Source organism: Propionispora vibrioides (assembly GCF_900110485.1).
In the GTDB taxonomy this organism is placed as follows: Bacteria; Bacillota; Negativicutes; order Propionisporales; family Propionisporaceae; genus Propionispora; species Propionispora vibrioides.
The window spans coordinates 1-18,420 of sequence record NZ_FODY01000045.1 but is presented as its reverse complement, the minus strand read 5'-3'; the positions used below and the strand labels follow the sequence as shown (position 1 = coordinate 18,420).

Annotated in this window: 17 protein-coding genes; 3 read left to right on the top strand and 14 right to left on the bottom strand. The window is 49.8% G+C overall.

All coding sequences use genetic code 11. The features are described from left to right. Positions 1–380, top strand: a 380-nt coding sequence (locus BMW43_RS21425; RefSeq protein ID WP_218140750.1) for an IS3 family transposase, incomplete at its 5' end; no start/stop codon positions are given. Here the strand turns inward: BMW43_RS21425 and BMW43_RS20530 are convergent. From BMW43_RS20530 to BMW43_RS20490, 9 genes are all read right to left on the bottom strand, one after another. Then, positions 372–1,241 (bottom strand): ChaN family lipoprotein, encoded by an 870-nt coding sequence (locus BMW43_RS20530; protein WP_177173706.1) that lies wholly within the window; start codon positions 1,239–1,241, stop codon positions 372–374. The genes BMW43_RS21425 and BMW43_RS20530 overlap by 9 nt on opposite strands. Positions 1,242–1,249: 8 nt before the next feature. Continuing rightward, entirely contained in the window at positions 1,250–3,229 is a 1,980-nt protein-coding gene (locus tag BMW43_RS20525) for a TonB-dependent receptor plug domain-containing protein (RefSeq protein WP_091752366.1), read from the bottom strand. Between the two features lie 85 nt (positions 3,230–3,314). Further along, positions 3,315–4,718, bottom strand: a complete 1,404-nt coding sequence (gene hutW, locus BMW43_RS20520; protein ID WP_091752364.1) for a heme anaerobic degradation radical SAM methyltransferase ChuW/HutW — start codon at positions 4,716–4,718, stop codon at positions 3,315–3,317. Beyond that, positions 4,700–5,266: a flavodoxin family protein gene (locus BMW43_RS20515; RefSeq protein WP_091752361.1), complete on the bottom strand. Its 567-nt coding sequence runs from the start codon at positions 5,264–5,266 to the stop codon at positions 4,700–4,702. The genes hutW and BMW43_RS20515 overlap by 19 nt, the downstream gene beginning before the upstream one ends. Before the next feature lie 53 nt (positions 5,267–5,319). Next, a complete protein-coding gene (locus BMW43_RS20510; RefSeq protein ID WP_091752358.1) occupies positions 5,320–6,126 on the bottom strand; it encodes an ABC transporter ATP-binding protein in 807 nt (268 codons plus the stop codon). Then, on the bottom strand, positions 6,123–7,127 hold the full coding sequence (locus BMW43_RS20505; RefSeq protein WP_091752355.1) for a FecCD family ABC transporter permease: 1,005 nt from the start codon (positions 7,125–7,127) through the stop codon (positions 6,123–6,125). Before BMW43_RS20505 ends, BMW43_RS20510 begins: the two co-directional genes overlap by 4 nt. After that, a complete protein-coding gene (locus BMW43_RS20500; protein ID WP_245732652.1) occupies positions 7,128–8,102 on the bottom strand; it encodes an ABC transporter substrate-binding protein in 975 nt (324 codons plus the stop codon). 91 nt (positions 8,103–8,193) lie between these two features. After that, a complete protein-coding gene (locus tag BMW43_RS20495) occupies positions 8,194–8,922 on the bottom strand; it encodes an energy transducer TonB (RefSeq protein ID WP_091752352.1) in 729 nt (242 codons plus the stop codon). Between the two features lie 134 nt (positions 8,923–9,056). Next, entirely contained in the window at positions 9,057–9,269 is a 213-nt protein-coding gene (locus BMW43_RS20490; protein ID WP_091752350.1) for a Com family DNA-binding transcriptional regulator, read from the bottom strand. Between the two features lie 600 nt (positions 9,270–9,869). Here BMW43_RS20490 and BMW43_RS20485 point away from each other — a divergent pair. Beyond that, entirely contained in the window at positions 9,870–10,826 is a 957-nt protein-coding gene (locus tag BMW43_RS20485) for a helical backbone metal receptor (protein ID WP_091752347.1), read from the top strand. Positions 10,827–10,984: 158 nt separating this feature from the next. Here the strand turns inward: BMW43_RS20485 and manZ are convergent, their stop codons facing one another. From manZ to BMW43_RS20460, 5 genes are all read right to left on the bottom strand, one after another. Continuing rightward, positions 10,985–11,824: a PTS mannose transporter subunit IID gene (manZ, locus tag BMW43_RS20480; protein WP_091752344.1), complete on the bottom strand. Its 840-nt coding sequence runs from the start codon at positions 11,822–11,824 to the stop codon at positions 10,985–10,987. Positions 11,825–11,844: 20 nt separating this feature from the next. Continuing rightward, positions 11,845–12,654: a PTS mannose/fructose/sorbose transporter subunit IIC gene (locus BMW43_RS20475; RefSeq protein ID WP_091752341.1), complete on the bottom strand. Its 810-nt coding sequence runs from the start codon at positions 12,652–12,654 to the stop codon at positions 11,845–11,847. A gap of 34 nt (positions 12,655–12,688) precedes the next feature. Continuing rightward, the gene (locus tag BMW43_RS20470; protein ID WP_091752338.1) at positions 12,689–13,174 is read right to left on the bottom strand and encodes a mannose/fructose/sorbose PTS transporter subunit IIB; all 486 of its coding nucleotides are present in this window, start codon (positions 13,172–13,174) and stop codon (positions 12,689–12,691) included. Position 13,175: 1 nt separating this feature from the next. Further along, entirely contained in the window at positions 13,176–13,598 is a 423-nt protein-coding gene (locus BMW43_RS20465; RefSeq protein WP_091752335.1) for a PTS sugar transporter subunit IIA, read from the bottom strand. A gap of 288 nt (positions 13,599–13,886) precedes the next feature. Continuing rightward, positions 13,887–16,658, bottom strand: coding sequence for a sigma-54-dependent transcriptional regulator (locus tag BMW43_RS20460; protein WP_091752332.1), 2,772 nt, complete (start codon positions 16,656–16,658; stop codon positions 13,887–13,889). Positions 16,659–16,952: 294 nt separating this feature from the next. Here BMW43_RS20460 and BMW43_RS20455 point away from each other — a divergent pair. Beyond that, a protein-coding gene (locus BMW43_RS20455; RefSeq protein WP_091744644.1) for an IS1182 family transposase occupies positions 16,953–18,304 on the top strand; the annotation gives its coding sequence in 2 pieces (ribosomal slippage) (positions 16,953–17,523 and positions 17,523–18,304; 1,353 coding nt in all). Positions 18,305–18,420: the final 116 nt, after the last annotated feature.

Genomic DNA, 18,420 nt, shown 5'->3' with positions numbered 1-18,420 from the left:
TTCAATACACCTCACAAGCATATTTCAACCTGACTAAAGAATATGGCATTATGCCCTCCATGTCAAGACGAGGAAATCCTTACGATAATGCTATGGCTGAAAACTTCTTTTCTATTCTCAAAGCAGAGTGCATTCACCGCCAGAAGATCCAAACCTTAACACAGGCTCAGGAACTGATTGACGACTACATCCATTTTTACAATTTCGAGCGTTTCCAAATCAACTACCGACTGACGCCATCCGAAAACGGCGTCAGTCGGCTTAACACAAAGATATTCTACGATTGGCTTTTCTCTTTTGTGTCTATCTTTCCTGGGGCGGTCCACCTTCATAGGTCTTTGCCGGCTTCTTTTTTTCATACTCAGGTAACTTTACTGTAAAATCACGACTATATCACCGGCTGCCCCCTGTTCGGCAAGCAGCTTGGGCAAGTTGCCGAAGTCTTTTGCGTAGACCGGCGTAATCACGGCGATACGCAAAGCAGGATCAAGCAATTGTAGTTTTTCCACAACGCCCAGCCGGTGGCGGCTATGAAAATCGCCCTGATAATGAATGATTTTATAATCAGGCTGCCGCTGATGAAAAGCGGCTATGCTTTCCGCCATAGTATCATCTTTCAGGCACTGAGCCTTGTAATAATTCTCAAGTTTGTCGTCACCGACCGGCATGGCGGACGCTCGCTCCCCTTTCAGGTAGTCCATGAACCGCTCCCGGTATTGTCCCGGCGGCGCCAAATGTACCTGAGGCAGATAAGCGCTCTCCTCCGCGGTCAGACCTGCCAGCTCCCCCGTCCGGGCATACCGGGCAGCCAGGGCGCGGGGAATATTGGCAGCGATCACCGGTAGGGAATTGGCCTTAGCAAATTCCACTAAAGGGCGGTAATCCGTCCGGTAATTGGGCCAGGGGCGGGCCAGACTCAAAAACTTTTCTTCCGGGCTGCGTCCGGCCAGATAATCATCCAGCCGGCTCTGCACATCCCGTTCAAACATTTCCAAAGACACCGCCAATTTAGGCTGCCGGCCGAAAGCAGCTTGCAGCAGTTGGAATTCCAGTTGGTGCAACAGAGCGTTATCATGGTATTCGCCAAAAACAATCACATCATACCGGTTGATTAATTGCGCCAGCCCTTGGTAAGTGACCGGCTGGCCGGCTGCCGTATAAATCAGGCAGCCGCTCGGGAGGCTTTGAGCCTTGCCAGGCAAGGTCTGTAAAAAAGCCACCGCCAGCAAGAAGGCAATCATCCCTATTCTCATATTTTAAAGGTCACGCCGGCCCGGAACATGGCCCCCAGTAAATTAAGCTCCGTATCCTTTTTGCCAAAGATATTATCAACACCAATATAACTGCTGAAGGTATCGCTCCATTTTTTATTAACCGATACATTCCATAGGGCATAGGTTTTATTAATATGACTGCTGGAGGAATACAGGTAGTCCTTTTTCCACTCGTTCCACAATACCGCGCTGATCCCATTCTGGCGAATGTTATCGTAATGGAGCTGGAAAGTCCCCTGCTGCTTGGCCCGGCCTTCCAATCTCTGTCCGGTCTTACCGGTGGCGTCAAGATAGGTATAGTTCATCTTGACAGTGAATTTGTCGCTTAGACGGCGGCCAATCTCAAATTCAATACCGTCAATATCGGCCTTGTCCTCATTCAAATAGGTCGAATCGGCTCGCATGCCAACGCCCGGAACAAAGGTAACCGTCGTGTCGGTGGTGATTAAATCCTTCACATCATTGACAAAATAGGTTAATTTGCCGAAGTTCTTGCCTTTTTCCCCTTCAATCCCCAATTCATAGCTGTTGGACTTCTCCGGTTTCAGATCAGGGTTGCCGGTTACATGAACAACCATACTGCCCATGGTCTTGGTCATTTCCATATACATGTCGTCAAGACTGGGCGCTTTAAAGCCCTTGCCGATATTAGCCTTGAGGCGATAATTCTCATTCATTTTATAGGTCATGCCCAGCTTGGGACTGACATTACCGGAGAATTTATCACTGTCGTCATAACGCACCGAGGGAATGATCAGCAGCCGGTCATTCACCAGCCACTCATCCTGCACATACATGGCCGAATAATCGATTTCCGCCTCCGAGCCTTGCTTGGTTATGCTGCCATACGTAATATCGTATACCTTATTGCCTGTGCCGATCCGCGTCCCCCGGTACTGTTCCGTCCGGAATTCACTGCCTGTTGTCAGCAAGTGACGGTCACTGAGCTGGGTGGATACATGGCCTTCCAACCCATAGGTTTTACGGTTGGAAACATCAAAATCGGTCAGGGCACCCGTACTGAGCAAATAACTCTTGTTATCCTTGTCATGCTCGCCGTAGAAAGTCCGTATCTGGTAATCGCCGTTTTTAACTTTACCCCTTAGTCCCAGGCTGTACTGGTCCCGGCTGTTGGTATAGGTGTCATTGCGCAGCACCCCTGCGCTTTGGGTGGTCCGCCCGTCCAGGTCCTCCCGCAACAGGTTAATCGAAACATCCAGATGGGTATTGGCCGTGAAGTCATAGGTACCGTCCATATTCAGATTTTCCCTGGTGCCAAACTGGCTCTTGGTAGTGTGATCACTATTTTCATAAGGATCAATTTTCGCCCGGTCGGCGCTGACAATCCAGGACCATTTATTATCCTTACCGGTGTCATAGCGCAGCGAGTAATTATCAATGCCGGTACCGGTATCGCCGAAATAACGCTGCGGGCTGAGGGACACCGTCAATTCCTGTTTTTCCGGTTTGCGGGTTATGATATTGATAACGCCCCCTAAGGCATCGGAACCGTAGAGCGAGCTAACCGGTCCGCGGACAATCTCGATTCGCTCGACATTCTCCATATTAATCCGTTCAAGCTCATAGGAGTTGGCCGTAGCATAACTGCCTTCGGAAACCAGACGCTTGCCGTCAATCATAATCAGCGTATGCCGGGTGGACATGCCCCGTACCGTAATGCTGCTGCCGGCCATGGCCGGTGCACTCACATTGATGCTGGTAGCCATCCTTAGCGCCTCACCCAGCGTATGGGCACCAAGCTTATCAAGGTCCTCCCGGGTGATAATCTCCACGGCGGATGGTGTTTCTTTTACTTCCTGCACCGTCCGCGTAGCCGTTATCATAACATCTCTCGTATCAATCGCGTCCTCGGCATAGACCGGCATGGTCAGGGCCGCCAGTATCGATATGCTGAGCAGAGTAAACTCTTTCTTATTACGTATCGATTTTTGCATAACATGACTCCTCTTTTTATCTTTTTAGAGAAAATAATAAAACCCCATGCGCGTATCCGCCATGGAGCTCTAAGGCTCTCTTTCTTTAACTGTGAACCATGATCGTCTGTTGTCCGTCCCGCCCGCTGTCCCGCAAGGCGTGTAAGCACTCTACCAGCGATTGGGTCATATTTTTATACCAGAACTTCCCTGCCACCGTCAGTTGCGGAACGTCCGTATCCCGTGTCACCAAGCCCCGTTCTGCCCAGATAGCAAGCAGCAGCTCCAGTTCCCAGGCACCGCTGCCATATTGCCCGGCCAGTTCGTGAAGATCAATGTACCCCCGTTCCAGTTGGGCAACAACGGTATGCTGCCACTGGGTTCCCGCCGCCTGCCGCAGCAGCATGGTGAATGGTTTTTCTCCCCGGGCAATGCTGCCGATGTACTTTTCCACATTACGGTCCAAAAACATGCTTACACCGCCGATATTACCGCCGGCGCCGGCGCCAAAAGGAATGACAGGACTGCCGGCCTTGGTAAGCGTATTGTACATGTTGCGCTCCCGGTTATTTTTCCCCCAGTGGCAGATGCTGAGCCGGGAAAAATTGCGGGCCGCCAGTTCGGCTTCCGCCGCGGCAAACAACCGGGCCTGTCCGGCCGTAGTGGCCGCCGCCGGCAGACGGCCGGCACGGATGGCTTGCTGCAGCGCGCCGCCTTCAAAAACAGATAACTGATATAAGTCCATCCCGGCAATCGGTGCTGCCTGGAGCAGTGTAAGATCATCAGCCCAAACTTCACCGGTTTGGTAAGGCAATCCATAGATTAAGTCCACGATAACGGCAACCTGGTTATAGCCTGCCAGCAATTTCAACCGCTCCAGAATGGTTTGCGTATCATCCAGCCGGCCAACCGCCTGCCTTACCTGGGTATGAAACGACTGAACCCCAAGGGATATACGGTTTACACCATTCGTCAGCCAGGCTTCGATTTTCGGCGGCACCAAATCGTTGATCCTTCCCTCCAAAGTCAGCTCGCAATCATTAGCCAACGGCAGATTCGCGTGGATTGCCTTTAGCAGCCGGGCAACATTATGCGGCGCCAGCGTGCTTGGCGTACCGCCGCCGATAAATACCGCATTCACAGCACCACTGCCCAGATACCGGCTGTTTCGGCTCAGTTGCAGCTCCTGAATCAAACTGTCGATGTACGCCGTTTCCAATTCCTCATCGGAATAGTTCTGAAAAAAGCCGCAGTACAGGCAGCGCTGCCGGCAAAAGGGGATATGAATATAGACGACCCGCTCAGCGGGCGTTGGCTTTTGCGCCAGCAGCGACTGCCAGGTTGTCTGCCAGTCATCGGGCTTTAGCGGCCGGCCGCCGGCCACAGGCTGGACCGCCCGGCGTTCGGCAAAAGCCCCGGCCAGCGGTTCAGCGGTGTCCCGGCCGACAGTAAGTGCATACTGAGCCGGAGGCATGGCCGCCAGAATGTGCTTTAATCGGGTTTGCCGCAAGAACCAGCCACCTCGCTTTCCTGCAGCCCGGTAAGCCGTCGGCTTACTTCCTCTTTCAACCTGACAAAGACGGCCTGGGCGGTCTGCAGATCGTTATCGTCCGGATGTTTGGCCGCTTCTTTATAACGCTCCAGCCGCTCCGACGTAACCACATGGGGATGGTTGCCCGGCGTCTTTTTAAATTGCTCGATCAAACGGGGATCAATTTTCCCCTGGCAGATAAAGGTTCCGGCCAGGTGGTTGCCGTCCCCCAGCAGGGCAGCCGCATTTTTCAGACTGGCCGCAGCATGTTCCGAGTCAGGATAGGCTCCCAGCGTGGCAAACAGCGCCACCTCTTTTCCCCGGATGGTTTTTAGATACTCCTGCGTTTTATGGTCGGCCGTTCCTTTGTCTACCCAAAAACCAACGGCTACAAAATCGTAGGCGTCCACTGGCGGCGCCGTTTCCACCGGAAACAGGTCCGCTTCGCTGCCAAGCACCGCATAAACGGCTTCGGCCACTTTCCTGGTATTGCCGGTCAGACTGGAATATACAATTAATATTTTCACTGTAAAACCTCCCTTTAGTTCTATTATGTACCATCGGCGCCGCTAACAACGCCTCAGGCACCCGTAACCGGACAACTGTCGTGGGCAAAACAAACCAGTTGGGAATGACCGCCATGCTCCAGTGTCATAACCGTTGTTTCCACCTCATACAAGCTCCGCAGTGTTGCTGCCGTAAACACCTCGTCTACCGGTCCGTCGGCAAATATCCGGCCGTTCTTAACGGCAATAAGGCGTTGGCTGAACCGGGCCGCATGGTTTAAATCATGGAGCACCATAAGTACCGTCAGTTGCCGCTCCCGGTGCAGCCGGCCAATCAATTTCATCAATTCCAGTTGATGATGAATATCAAGATAGGTTGTCGGTTCATCCAATAGCAGCAGGTGCGGCTCCTGGGCCAGGGCCATGGCCAGCCAGGCCCGCTGCTTTTCCCCGCCGGATAAACTGTCCAGCCGCCGGTACAGCATGTCCGGCAACCCCACCGCCGATGAAGCGGCCAGGATGGCCGCTTCATCGGCGGCCGTCAGGCGCTCAAACAGCCGCTTATAGGGCAGCCGGCCATAGACCACCAGATCATAAACCGTCATATCGCCCGGCGCCTGTGCCGCCTGGGGCAAAATTGCCATAAGCCTGGCCACCTCCCGCGGCGGCAGCCGGTGAATATCCTTGCCATCGAGCAGCACCGATCCGCCCAAAGGCGTCAGCAGCCGGCTCAAGGCCTTTAATAGCGTGGATTTACCGGAACCATTAGGTCCGATAATCGAAATAATTTCCGGCTTATTAAGCAACAGATCGACGCCGGGCAGGATGACTTTGCCGCCATAGCCAAGCTTGACCGTCCGGGCTTCGATTGCATGTGTCATGACCGCATCCCCTTTCGCAATAAATAAAGGAAGAAAGGTGCCCCCAAGAAGGCCATAAAAACACCTACAGGCACTTCCACCGGACTAAACACCGTACGGGCTACCGTATCAGCGGCAACCACCAGGGCAGCTCCCAGCACGGCCGCACAGGGCATCAGATATTCAAAATCCGAACCGACCAGCATACGGGTGATATGAGGAACAATCAGGCCAACGAAGCCCAGCAGTCCCGCCACACTGACTGCCGAGGCAGCGAGCAGCGCCGCTAAAATCACCAACAGCAGGCGGGCCGGCTCAACCCGGATTCCGAGCCCCTTAGCCACTTCATCGCCTAGCTGCAGCCCGTTTAAATAGCGGGGTGTCACGACTGCACCAAGGACGCCAACAAAGCTGTAAGGCAGGATCATTTGTACATGATCCCAGCTACGCCCCTGAAAGCCGCCGGCCATCCAGTTGACCGTTCCCTGCACTTTGTCGGAATGAAAAACCATCAGGGCGCTCATGGCGCCTCCGAAAAAAGCCGCCAGAGCTACACCGGCCAAAATCAGGCGCAGCGGCTGGATGCCCCGGTCCCAGGCCAATACAAACACCACACCGACCGCAAGCAACGCCCCGCCAAAAGCGGCTACCGGTATCAGCGACGAAAAGCCGGGCCATAAAATCATAATCGTCATGGCGGCCAGTCCGGCGCCTGCCGATACACCGATAATACCCGGATCGGCCAGAGGATTGCGCAGCACCCCCTGCAAAATGCAGCCGGCCAAAGCCAGATTCATGCCGGTCAGAGCGCTGACCAGCACCCGCGGTATCCTGATATTGTAAATAATTTGATATGCCTCATTTGCGGCCGGAGCAACAAATACATTCCAGATGTCGGCCGAGCTGACCGGCACGGCTCCCATTCTGATGCCGGCGAGTAAGGCCGCCAGCAGCACGGCCAGACCGGACAGACTGACAACCGTCCGCCAAGTCAGGCGGGGATCGCCTGTTACTGTCCTCACCTACTTCACCTCCGGATAGAGAAAATCACTCAAAACGGCGAAGGCTTCCCCAACCTGAGTGCCCGGATTCACCGCAAACAACCGGTATGGTAACTGGTATACCCTGTTGGCGGCAACAGCCTTTAAACCGCTCCACGCCGGATGATTAGTCAGCTCGGCCCGGAACTTCGCGCTGGTTTTTTCATCGTTGCTATGCATGATCAAAAAGATCATGTCCGGATTTTGCCGGGCCACATATTCCATACTTAACGGCACATATCCCATTTGTCCGCCGCCATCATCGCCCTGGTCAGCCACGTTGACCGCACCCAGACGTTTTACCAGGTCACCGGCAAAACTGCGGGACGTCGCCATATGAAAGCTTTCCGGTGTTCCCCAGATAATTACTACTTTAGGCGCCGGGCGCTCTTTATTGCGACTGGCGATGGCCGCATAATCCGCTTCCAGTTTGTTGATGATATTTTCGGCCTGCTGCGTCTGTCCGGCCAGGTCGCCATAAAAACGCAGCGTGGCAATAATATCCTGATAAGTATCCAGCGACTGCAGCAGGATCGGAACGCCCGCCTTATCCAGCACCGGAATCAGGCTATGATGAAACGGCATATTCACGCCTAAAATCAAGTCAGGCTTTAGCGCCATAATTTGTTCCATATTGGGATTCGGCGTTATTCCTACCGCAGGCACTTCCCGGACGGCAGCCATCACTTCCGGCGGCAAAGCCTCGGTGGTCGGACGCCCGACAATCGTCCCGCCCACGGCATGGAACAGTTCCAGATTCGAGGCATTTAACACAACGACCCGCTGCGGCCGGCGCGGGATTTCCACCTGCCGGCCGGCGCTGTCGGTTACCACATAACGTTCACCCGTCTGGCTTGTCACCGGCTGCGGCAAGGGCTGTTTGAATAAAAACAAGGCACTGACTGCCAGTAATAAAACAATAATACCAAAAGTTACCCGGCTCATTTGCTGACCCATATAAATCCCTCATTCCTGCATTCCTGCTGTATTTATACAATTACTTCAAACCTTCAGGCGTATCCGGAAGCCGGAAAACATTCACCCGTCTTTACTCCAGGTGATACGCGATGGGAATATTCATGGCAATAGCCCGCCCGGCATGATGGGGAAACGGACAAACCTTCCGCACCAAAGCCAGCGCCGCCTCATCCAAAGCAGCCACTCCCGAGGAACGCAGCACCTGCACCCCGGCCAGTTCTCCGTCGGCACTCAATTGCACACTCACGGCCACAGTGCCTTGCTGCCCCAGGCGCCTGGCCATATAAGGATAGATCTTGCGCTTTTCGATTTGCGACAAAAACGCATTAACAATACCGTTTATGTCCCCGCCGGCCTCGGCCCTGCCAGATGAAACTGTCTGCGTGTCTGAACCACCGGCTGAAACAGTCCGAATACCTGAACTGTCAGCTCCCTTCGGGTTGGCAGTTCCACTGCCGGCAAAGACTGCCGAAGCCATGCTTTCACCGGCTTCGCTGCTGCGTCCGGCTCCCAAGCTGCTATCATCATACGCTGCAGCCGGCTTGGTCTGCGCTTTAACCGGCCTGTCCAGTGACGGTACGGAATCACCGGTATTCACGGCAGCACCCGGTGGAAAAGGCGCTATTTCCAGGTTTGCCTCTTCGGCTACGGTATCCCATTCCAGTGTAATATATTGTTCCGGCAAGGGCCGGGAATCCAGGTTCCGCCCAAGCACAAAACCCAGCAACAGAATAAACAAGAAATGTGTGGCGCAGGAAAAGCCGAAGGCCTTAGACCAGCATGTTTTATAAACCACCATACCACCTCCGTTTCATAATTCCGGCACCCCTATGTATTCATATAAGCAAGCCGGAATTAAATATAAAAAATACTCCGTGTTTATCATCGTCACGGAGCTCTTGGCTCTCTTAACAGGAATAATCTATGTATAGCTTATCTGCTCTGGCGCAGCTCGTCTTCCTGGCTCCCGTCCTGGAGGGGAACAGGCTGATGATAGCTGCCGATATATTGAACCGCATTGCAGCGCGGGCACTTAATCTCCACATTCTCGACAATCCCGCGGAATAATAAACGGTTGCACCAGAAACAACGCACCTCCGGCAATTTAAACTTCGCCGGTTGCGCCTTTTTACTTTTCAGCTCCATGTTCATCACTCCAATATTAATCCAATTTACCTCGCACCACCCGGCGGACACCGTAACTACTTGCCGAAACAGTTTTGCCTCCCGTCGCGGGCCTTCGCCTGCCTTGGCCCTGCTTTAATCCAAAGCAGCCGCTTTACGCAATAAAGCCCCGTGCTTATAGTACCGTCACGGAGCTCTCGGGCCCTCTTTATAGCGGCAAATTGCCAGCTTGTTATGGAGTTATATTACACTCTTAGTATATTGATAACGATTATCATTGTCAATTATTTTTTTTGTTTAAATATCGACAAACAATTACACAAAACTATTACGCAGCAAGACCAGCCTGGAGAACCGCTGATTTAACGAGCCGGCCTGCTTAGCGAGAAATCCTTTCACCTGGCAGGGAAGTAAAATCTTGAAATAATCCGGCTACTTCCGGAACACGCGGTGCGAATGAATCAGCGGTTCCCTTGACAAGACCGGTATTTTTTTTTAAAATAGCAGTAATTAAAATAAGTCCCGAGAGCCCAGAGCTCCGTAGTGAAATAATGATTTCACGCGGAGCTTTTTATTTTCCCGGCAAAGATTGATCTATTTCACAAAAAGGGGAGTATATTTATGGACAGAGATCATAACGACACCAGCCTATCGCAGGCAACGGGCTTAAGCGAGTGCCGTTGCTCCCGCTGCAACCGGCTGCTCTTTAAAGGCCAGGTAAAATATGTTGAAATCCAATGCCCCAAATGCAATCTGGTACAAACCATAAAAAAAGGCCGGTCATTGCGCCTGGTTGCCCTCAATGCCTCCAACGTGGACTTATTCTATGCCGCAGGAGGACAGTTGGTCGGCCGTCCCAACACCAGGGCGCTGTCTTCCGACCTGATGGATAAAATCAAGGATGTGCCTTCCATCGGCGAAACGCCAAGTCCTGATATTGAACAGATCATTGCTTTAAAGCCTGATTTAGTGCTGGCCGCCGACATTCATTTGCACCATTCCATGCTTACATCCCTGGCCCAAGCGGGAATTCCCATGTACATTCAAAAATTAAATAATTACCAGCAAATCAGCCAGGCTTTACTTTTTTACGGTGAGCTTACCAATCATCCCCGCCAAGCCAACCAGGTTATTGAGCGCTTAAACAACAAGCTGCAGCAGGCCCAGGAAAGAAGCAAAAATAAACCATCCCCCCGCGTACTCATTGTCTGGGGCTCGGCCGAAGACTTTTACATGGCTTTGCCCAGCAGTTTTACCGGCGATCTCATCTATCGCCTCAATGCAAGCAACGTGGCCGAAAGCATCACCGGCCAGGAAGAATCCTATCTGCCGCTCAGTCTGGATTTTGCTGTGCAAGCCGATCCGGACATAATTTTAATCATCCCGCACAGCTATGAACAAAAGGTGAACGATAAGATCCGTAATGAACTGACGGTCCAGCCCGCCTGGCAGGATCTGAAAGCTGTCCGGAAAAACCGGGTCTATCAGCTCCCTTATCACCTTTTTGCCGTAAATCCCGGCAGCCGGGTCGATGAGGCTATCGATTATCTGCTGCAGCTGTTTTATCCTGATGCCTAGCGGCTGTCAACGATTCCCGATTCGGGCCTGGGAACAGACCGGCTCCGGCCTCATCTGTCCTGCCGCCCATTTGTTCCTTTAAATCCGCCAAAACAACCAAAAGAACAGCCGGCAGCGGCTGTTCTTTTGGTTTCCTATCGCATTTTTAAATCTATTGCCTATTTGACGGAAAGTATGCCAAAGCCATATCCGATAATGCCAATGGCGAACAAACCAAAAATAATCCAAATGGCGTTAATTTTCTTCTTCAGCAAATCCATGCAAATAAAAGTAAGAATTAGCGGAATCAGACCCGGCATCAATTGATTCAAAATGTCCTGCACCGTCGTGGTTACCACTTTGCCATCCTGCATAGTTATAGTGGAAACTACCAGCGGGATATTAACCGACGTCCACTTGCATACCAGCGCGCCCAGAACAAACAGCCCCAGAATGGCTGCCGATTCGGTCAGTTTTTGCAGGCGGTTGCCGGCCACATCCTTCACCACATCAGTGCCTTTTTTATAGCCATATTCAACGCCGTACCAGCGAACGCCCAGCCGAACGATATTAAACAGCAGGAAGAAAAGAATAGGCCCGGCAATGCTGCCACCCAGTGCCAGCGAAGCACCTAATGCCGCTACTAACGGGCGCAGTGTCCCCCAAAAGATCGGATCACCGACCCCGGCCAGCGGCCCCATAAGTCCGACTTTGATCCCGTTAATGGCGCCATCGTCAATATCGGCACCATTGGCTCTTTCTTCCTCCATGGCTGCCGTAATCCCCAGTATCGGTGCCGTAACAAAAGGCTGGGTATTAAAAAATTCAAGATGCCGTTTTAATGCTTTCACCCGGTCTTCGCCCTGATATAACCGCTTAATAATCGGCACCATGCTGAAGCAGTAGCCTAAAGCCTGCATACGTTCAAAATTCCAGGACCCCTGATGAAAGTTGGACCGGATAAACATATTGAAAAGATCGCTCTTGGTTAACCGTTTTTCCTGTTTTGCTTTGTCCATGCCTGCATTCCTCCTCTTCTTTAATCCAGTTCGTCATCCATATCGCTGTCTTTAGCCGACGCCGATTGCTGCAGAGCCAAGCCACCGGCAACTGCGTATTTCGGATGCAATTGAATATACAAAATAGCCAGCACAATACCAATGACACCATAAGCAACCAGATTGAAAGTAGTAAACGCCGCTAATACAAAGCCCAGGAAAAAGAACGGCATCAGGTATTTAGCTTCCATCATGTTAATAACCATGGCATAACCAACAACGACGATAAATCCGCCGGCAACCTGCAACCCCCCCGTTACAACCGGCGGAATGGCTGCCAACATGGTTTGAACGGCATGGGTTCCAATGAACATGGCCACCAGTACGGCCGGAATAGCTACCCGCAGCGCCTGCACAAACAAAGCTAAGATATGGCAGACATCAATGCCGCGGAAACTGCCTTTTTGGGCATACAGGTCAGCCTGATGCTGAAAGAAAACGGTAATGGTTCTGGCAAAGATGGTCAATACCTGGCCTGCTGCCGCCAACGGCATGGCAACGGCAATGCCGGCGCCGATATTCTGATGTCCGGCAATAACCAAAATGGTGGATATAACCGAAGCCAATGCCGCATCAGGCGCCATGGCCGCGCCAATGTTCATCCAGCCAAGGGCAATCATTTCCAAAGTACCGCCAATGATAATGCCTGTAGTTACATCGCCCAGAATCAGGCCAATCAGGGTGCAGGCAATAAGCGGCCTGTGAGTCTGAAACTCATCCAGCACACTTCCCATACCGCAAATGCAGGAAACGATAAAGATAAGAACAATTTGGATACCACTAATTTCCATACAAATTCCTCCTTATGATGTTGTCTGGCTTTATTTAATGTCCGCTTTGTAACACAGACATCAAATCCAATTTAGAGTCGGTGGTTACCTTTCTGATTTCCAGTTCCACTCCTCGGTTATGCAGTTCCTGAAACGCTTTAATATCTTGTTCATTGACGGAAACTGCCTTGGTGATCTGCCGTTTTCCTTCTTTGAAGCTCATTCCGCCGATATTGACACTGGTTATTCCAACACCTCCTTCAACCATTCTCAGCACATCAGTGGGATTAGTGAACAAGAGCAGCGCCCGTGCTTCTGCATATTTGGGATTATTGTAAACCCGGATGGCCTTGTCGATATCAACAACACTGGCCGTAATCCCCGGTGGAGCTACCTGAGTAAGCAGCGTCTTGCGAATGGTGTCCCGCGATATTTCATCATTGCAAACAATAATTCTTTCACACTTGGTTTCCTTGGACCAGGTCGTCACCACCTGCCCGTGAATCAGTCTGTCGTCAATTCTCGCCAGCACAATGTTCATATTATAATTCCTCCTTATCGCTATCTTCTTCAGCAGTCACCGTCTCAAAAGCCCGAATCCCTTCTTTCCCCACCGTCTGGGCAACCTGTTTCGCTTCCTGCAGGCTTAGCGCCGGCGAACTTAAAATTTCCAGCAACATGGGCATGTTAAGCCCGGCTACCACACCGGCATTTTCCACTTCCAGCGAAATTCTGCAGGCCGCATTGTACGGACTGCCGGCAAATAGATCGGTGACAAAAAGAACCCCTTCCCTTACATCCAGTTTTTTGATAACCGCTCTATATTTATCAACTAAAGAATCGGCGCTCTCACCGGCATCAAAGGTTACAGCCCTCACGTTTTCCCTGGTCCCGCAGACCATCTCGCACGATTTTAGGATTTCCTGCGAAAAACGACCATGAGAACTTATCACAACAGCTATCATAACTACCCTCCTAGAACAAAACAAATGTTTTTCGTTTTCCGCTCATACTATGTGCAAGCCCCATGCCAATTGCCTGTATCGAAACCGGTCCTGCCACTGGTAGCAAGGCAAAATTCAGTGCCAGGACATTTTTTAATACACTATCATTTTCTTTTAATACACTTAATCAGAAAAAATGCAAAAAAGAATATCAGCTTTTTAAAATGATTTTTCCATGATCTCACATGAAAAAAAACGATTCTTACCGCGTTACGCAGTAAGAATCATCGTCCCTTGGCTGTAAAGCAGTTACAGCATCTCGGCAATATATAATATTTCATCCTCGGTCAGCTCAATCCCTATCGTATCTTTGAAGACCTGAGCCGACCGTTTGATACCCTGCACATAGGCAGGATTAATACGGCCCTTATCTCCCTTATAGATCAGTCCATCCTGAATGACCATCCGTTCCAGGGCACAGCCGCAATGAATCATCAGCTTGATTTCCATTGTATTAGTAAATTCCCTTTTTAAGGATTTTTTTAATACACTAATAAACTCTTCTAATACACTAATAATTTTAGCCGGATTTAAATACGTTAAAAACTGTTTCAGACTGTCTTCGCTCAGATTTTTCACAACAACATTCTGCTTCTTTTCCACTACGGAAAAATTGTTTCGGATGATATTCTTCAGTATCTTTTCGCCCCGGCTGTTAATCAGCGTTTCCAGGGGCACAAACGGAGCGTCTATGCCGGGATTGACAATCCCCACCGATGCCAGGATTTTATGTTTTTGCTGGATTTTCTCCGCATTCTCTTTGATATTCTTACTGCTCAGCGGAATGACCTCAATAGGATCATCCACCATATTGCCGAGAATGTCCTCCACCAGCTCTTTCAATTTGATCGCCGTGCCTTCACCGGAGGCGCAAATCGTTAAAATGACACCTTCGTTTTCGTAAGACCGTTTTCGCTGGCGGCTGCCATACCCTTGAAAATTCTGCAGGGCCGTGTAGATATCGTCCAGATCCTGACCAAATTCATTGACCTTTCTGGCCGCCTCCAGGAGCAGCGGTGTTGAGACCATATCCAGCGTCCGTACCTTGACCCGGCATTTTTCCATAATCGCATCTTCAAAATTGGTTAAAGAGCCCATATCCACCAGCAGCAGGATTCCCTTTATGCCATGGTTGATTTCCTGCACAGACTGGATAATCTTATCCAGAATATCCTTGGGGCTGACTTCCAGCGGCATATCCACCGCCACCATATTGTCATAACCCAGCAGTTTTTGCACTACGTTCACCATAGAACTGGCTGTACTGTTGCCATGCATGGCCACGATAATGAAAATTTGTCCGCTTTGGTCCACTTCATGGACCGAACTTAACAGCAGTGTAAAATACTCCAGTTCCTCCTTCGGGATTGCCACATGATAATTATCCTCGATTAACGCCTTTATTTCCAGCGCCAGCTGATATTCATCGGGATAATCCCGCACAGCGCTTACCACATTGGTATATTGCAAGGTCTGATTGCTTTCCAGACGGCGCAGCAAAGCACTGAGATGCAAACTCAGCGCATACAGAAACCGGTCCTGATAATCCCGCTTCAGCCGCTGCTTGGCCAACTGCTGGATTTCTTCAGCCAGTTCCAGCAATTTACGGTCTACAATTTTTAATATTCTTTGCCTGGTGCTCAAGTGGGTATTAAATTTGTTGTAGAAGGACTTAATATGGAGGTTGATATCGGCCATGATAAAATTCTGAATCAGTTCGTCCTGCACGCCTTCCGCTTTTAGCATAGCGGCTTTGCCTTCGATAATCTTGTACAAATTGAACGGCGGTTCATAAGGGTCGTCTTCCACCAGCACCTTATATTCCTGATGACTGACGATAATTTCTTCCTCAATGTGTTTGTCCAGTTCAAGCATTTCCTGGCGCCTGGCCCCCAGGGTCAGCAAGCCGCTCTTAAAATGTTCCGGCAATGATTTAAAATCAATCTCAATATAGTTTTTATTAATCCCGTTCACAAACGCTTTGGCACAGACTAGCTGGATGTTGGATTTCAATTGTCCGATATTGCCGAAGGATACGCTGGCAATCAGCGCTTTGACCGCCTCCGACGTAATCCTGATCGGCTTATTCACCCGGTGTGCCTCATTGGTAAGCAGGAATTTCAGGATATCCACCTGCTCCCGGATGGGACGTTCCTGTAAAGGAGGAATGGTAATCACGATCGGGATGCGCCGGATAAACGTTTTGATTAATGACGAGGTATGTTCTTCGGTTGTCGCGCCAATGATGAGCACCCTGGCCCGGCGCTTGCGGTCGGTTTCTCCCAGCCGGTTATACGTTCCGGTATCCATAAAGTAAAAAATCATTTCCTGGCCTTCCGGCGGCAGGCGGTGGATTTCATCGAGAAATAAAATCCCGCCGTTTGCTTCTTCGACCATCCCCTTTTTATCGGCGTCGGCACCGGTAAAGGCCCCTTTCACATGACCGAAAATATGCGATACCAACAGTTGCGGATTATTATAGTAATCGGCACAGTTAAATATCTTAAACGGGGCATTTTCCTTAAGGCGTTCACAGAATTTCCCGTAATTGTACATCATATTGACAAACAGGGTCTTTCCGACGCCGGTCTGCCCGACAATTAAAGTATGCAGCCCGTTGGGCGGGTAAAGGATAGCCGCCTTGGCCTGTTCCACCTGGCCCTTTAAGCTGCCGTTTACGCCGATCAAATGTTTAAAGGGGTTTTTCTCCAAAAAAACATCTTCGTTCTCATCAAGCAGTTCTTTCAGGCTGCTCACTTCAACCGGTTCCGGCCCCAGCTTTTTCCCGCACAAACGCTCCAGCGTTTCTTTATCAAAATACAAGACCGGTCTGCCTTTAATCTTAATAATCCTGCCCATTTTAAATAATACGTTCAGTTCCATACTGACATTGTTCCGTAAAATGCCCAGCCGTTCCGAAATAGCGGCCGCATCGACGCCGGCCTCTCCCAGCAGTTGCTCCAAGGTGTACTCGTTTGACTGTTCGCAAATATACTCATAAATTTTTTCAATTCGCTTCACAAGATTTCACTTCCCTTCCAATGAGCAAGCTAGCTCCTTTTTCCGTTCGCACTACGTAAAACAGGCAAATAAAAGTAAAGTTTACAAGTTTTGCAATATTTTAATTGTAATACTTATAAGCAACTTACCGCAAGATGCGTCAAAATAAAAAATCCGGCAACTGCAAAAAGGACTGTTTCAATCTATATTGAAACAGTCCTCAGCTTGTTGAAAAAGTATAATTATGAAAATGGTTTTTGAAGGTCCATGTAGAAATAATCTATATGGACCTAATTTTATTAGGAGGGTAACGATATGCTAAAAGAACGAGCACCCCAACAAATGAAATTTGAATGGGTTTGTATCGACCAATTAGTTCCTGAGGACCATCTTCTCAGGAAGATAGAAAAATACATAGACTTTTCATTTATATATGAGAAGACCAAACCCTACTACTGCCAGGACAATGGCCGTCCACCTGTAAACCCCGTGATACTCTTTAAGATGATTTTTATAGGGTACCTATATGGTATTCGTTCTGAGCGACAGCTCGAAAAAGAGATTCAGGCAAACAACGCTTACCGCTGGTTCTTAGGGCTAGGCCTGACTGATCCTGTCCCTGACCATACCACGATAAGTGTGAACCGACACTCTCGTTTTAAAGGCACCACTATCTTTCAGGAAATCTTTGATGAAATCGTCGAGCAGGCTATGCGCCATCGCATGGTGGGTGGGCGTGTTCTCTTCTCTGATTCTACCCATCTTAAGGCAAACGCCAATAAGAAGAAATGGGAAAAACAAATGGTCTTTCCCTCCACTCAGGCCTATTTAGAGCAACTAGGCTCGGCAATCAACCAAGATCGCGAAGAACATGGAAAAAAGCCCTAGATATTAGAGAGGAAGTGGTTGAGGAAAGGGAAGTAAAAATAAACAAAACTGATCCGGAAAGTGGTTATATGTATCGAACGGGTAAACCGGAAGGGTTCTTTTATTTAGACCATCGTACAGTCGATTTTAAATATAACATCATCACCGATGTTCATATCACCGCCGGAAACGTACACGATGCTTCTCCTTACATCGAAAGACTTGAACGACAAACTGAAAGGTTCAAATTTGCAGTAGAAGCGGTAGCACTTGATGCCGGTTATCTAACAGCATCTATCTGCAAGGAGCTGCAAGCTAAAAAAATATTTGCTGTAATTGGCAACAGACGGTTTCAGTCAACCAAAGGACTATTTCCTAAGTGGAAATTCACTTTTGATAAAGCAAATGCAAAGTATGTTTGCCCTAACGGACAAGACTTAGTCTATCGGACTACTAACCGCGAAGGCTACCAAGAATACCATTGTGACCCCAAGATATGCAAGAGCTGTCCTATGCTAGAAAGTTGCACCCGCTCTAAGACCCATAAAAAGATTATCACGCGACATGTGTGGGAAGAGTCTAAAGAATGGGTTAGACAAAACCGACTTACAAAGTCGGGGAAGATGCTATATAAGAAGAGAAGTCAAACCATTGAGCGAAGCTTTGCAGATGCTAAAGAACTGCACGGTCTTCGCTATTGTCGGTTTAGGGGTAGGGAGCACGTACAAGAGCAGGCGCTACTAACGGCTGCTTGTCAAAACATGAAGAAGATTGCCAATCACCTCGCAAGACTAGCGTAGGGGGTCAGCAATCTTTTTTATTGTCTATTATTACGTTTTTTCAATATTTTCTTTGTTACATAGAAAACCCATGGCTCTCGGTTTCTAAAAAGCCATGGGTTCTTCGACAGCCTGAG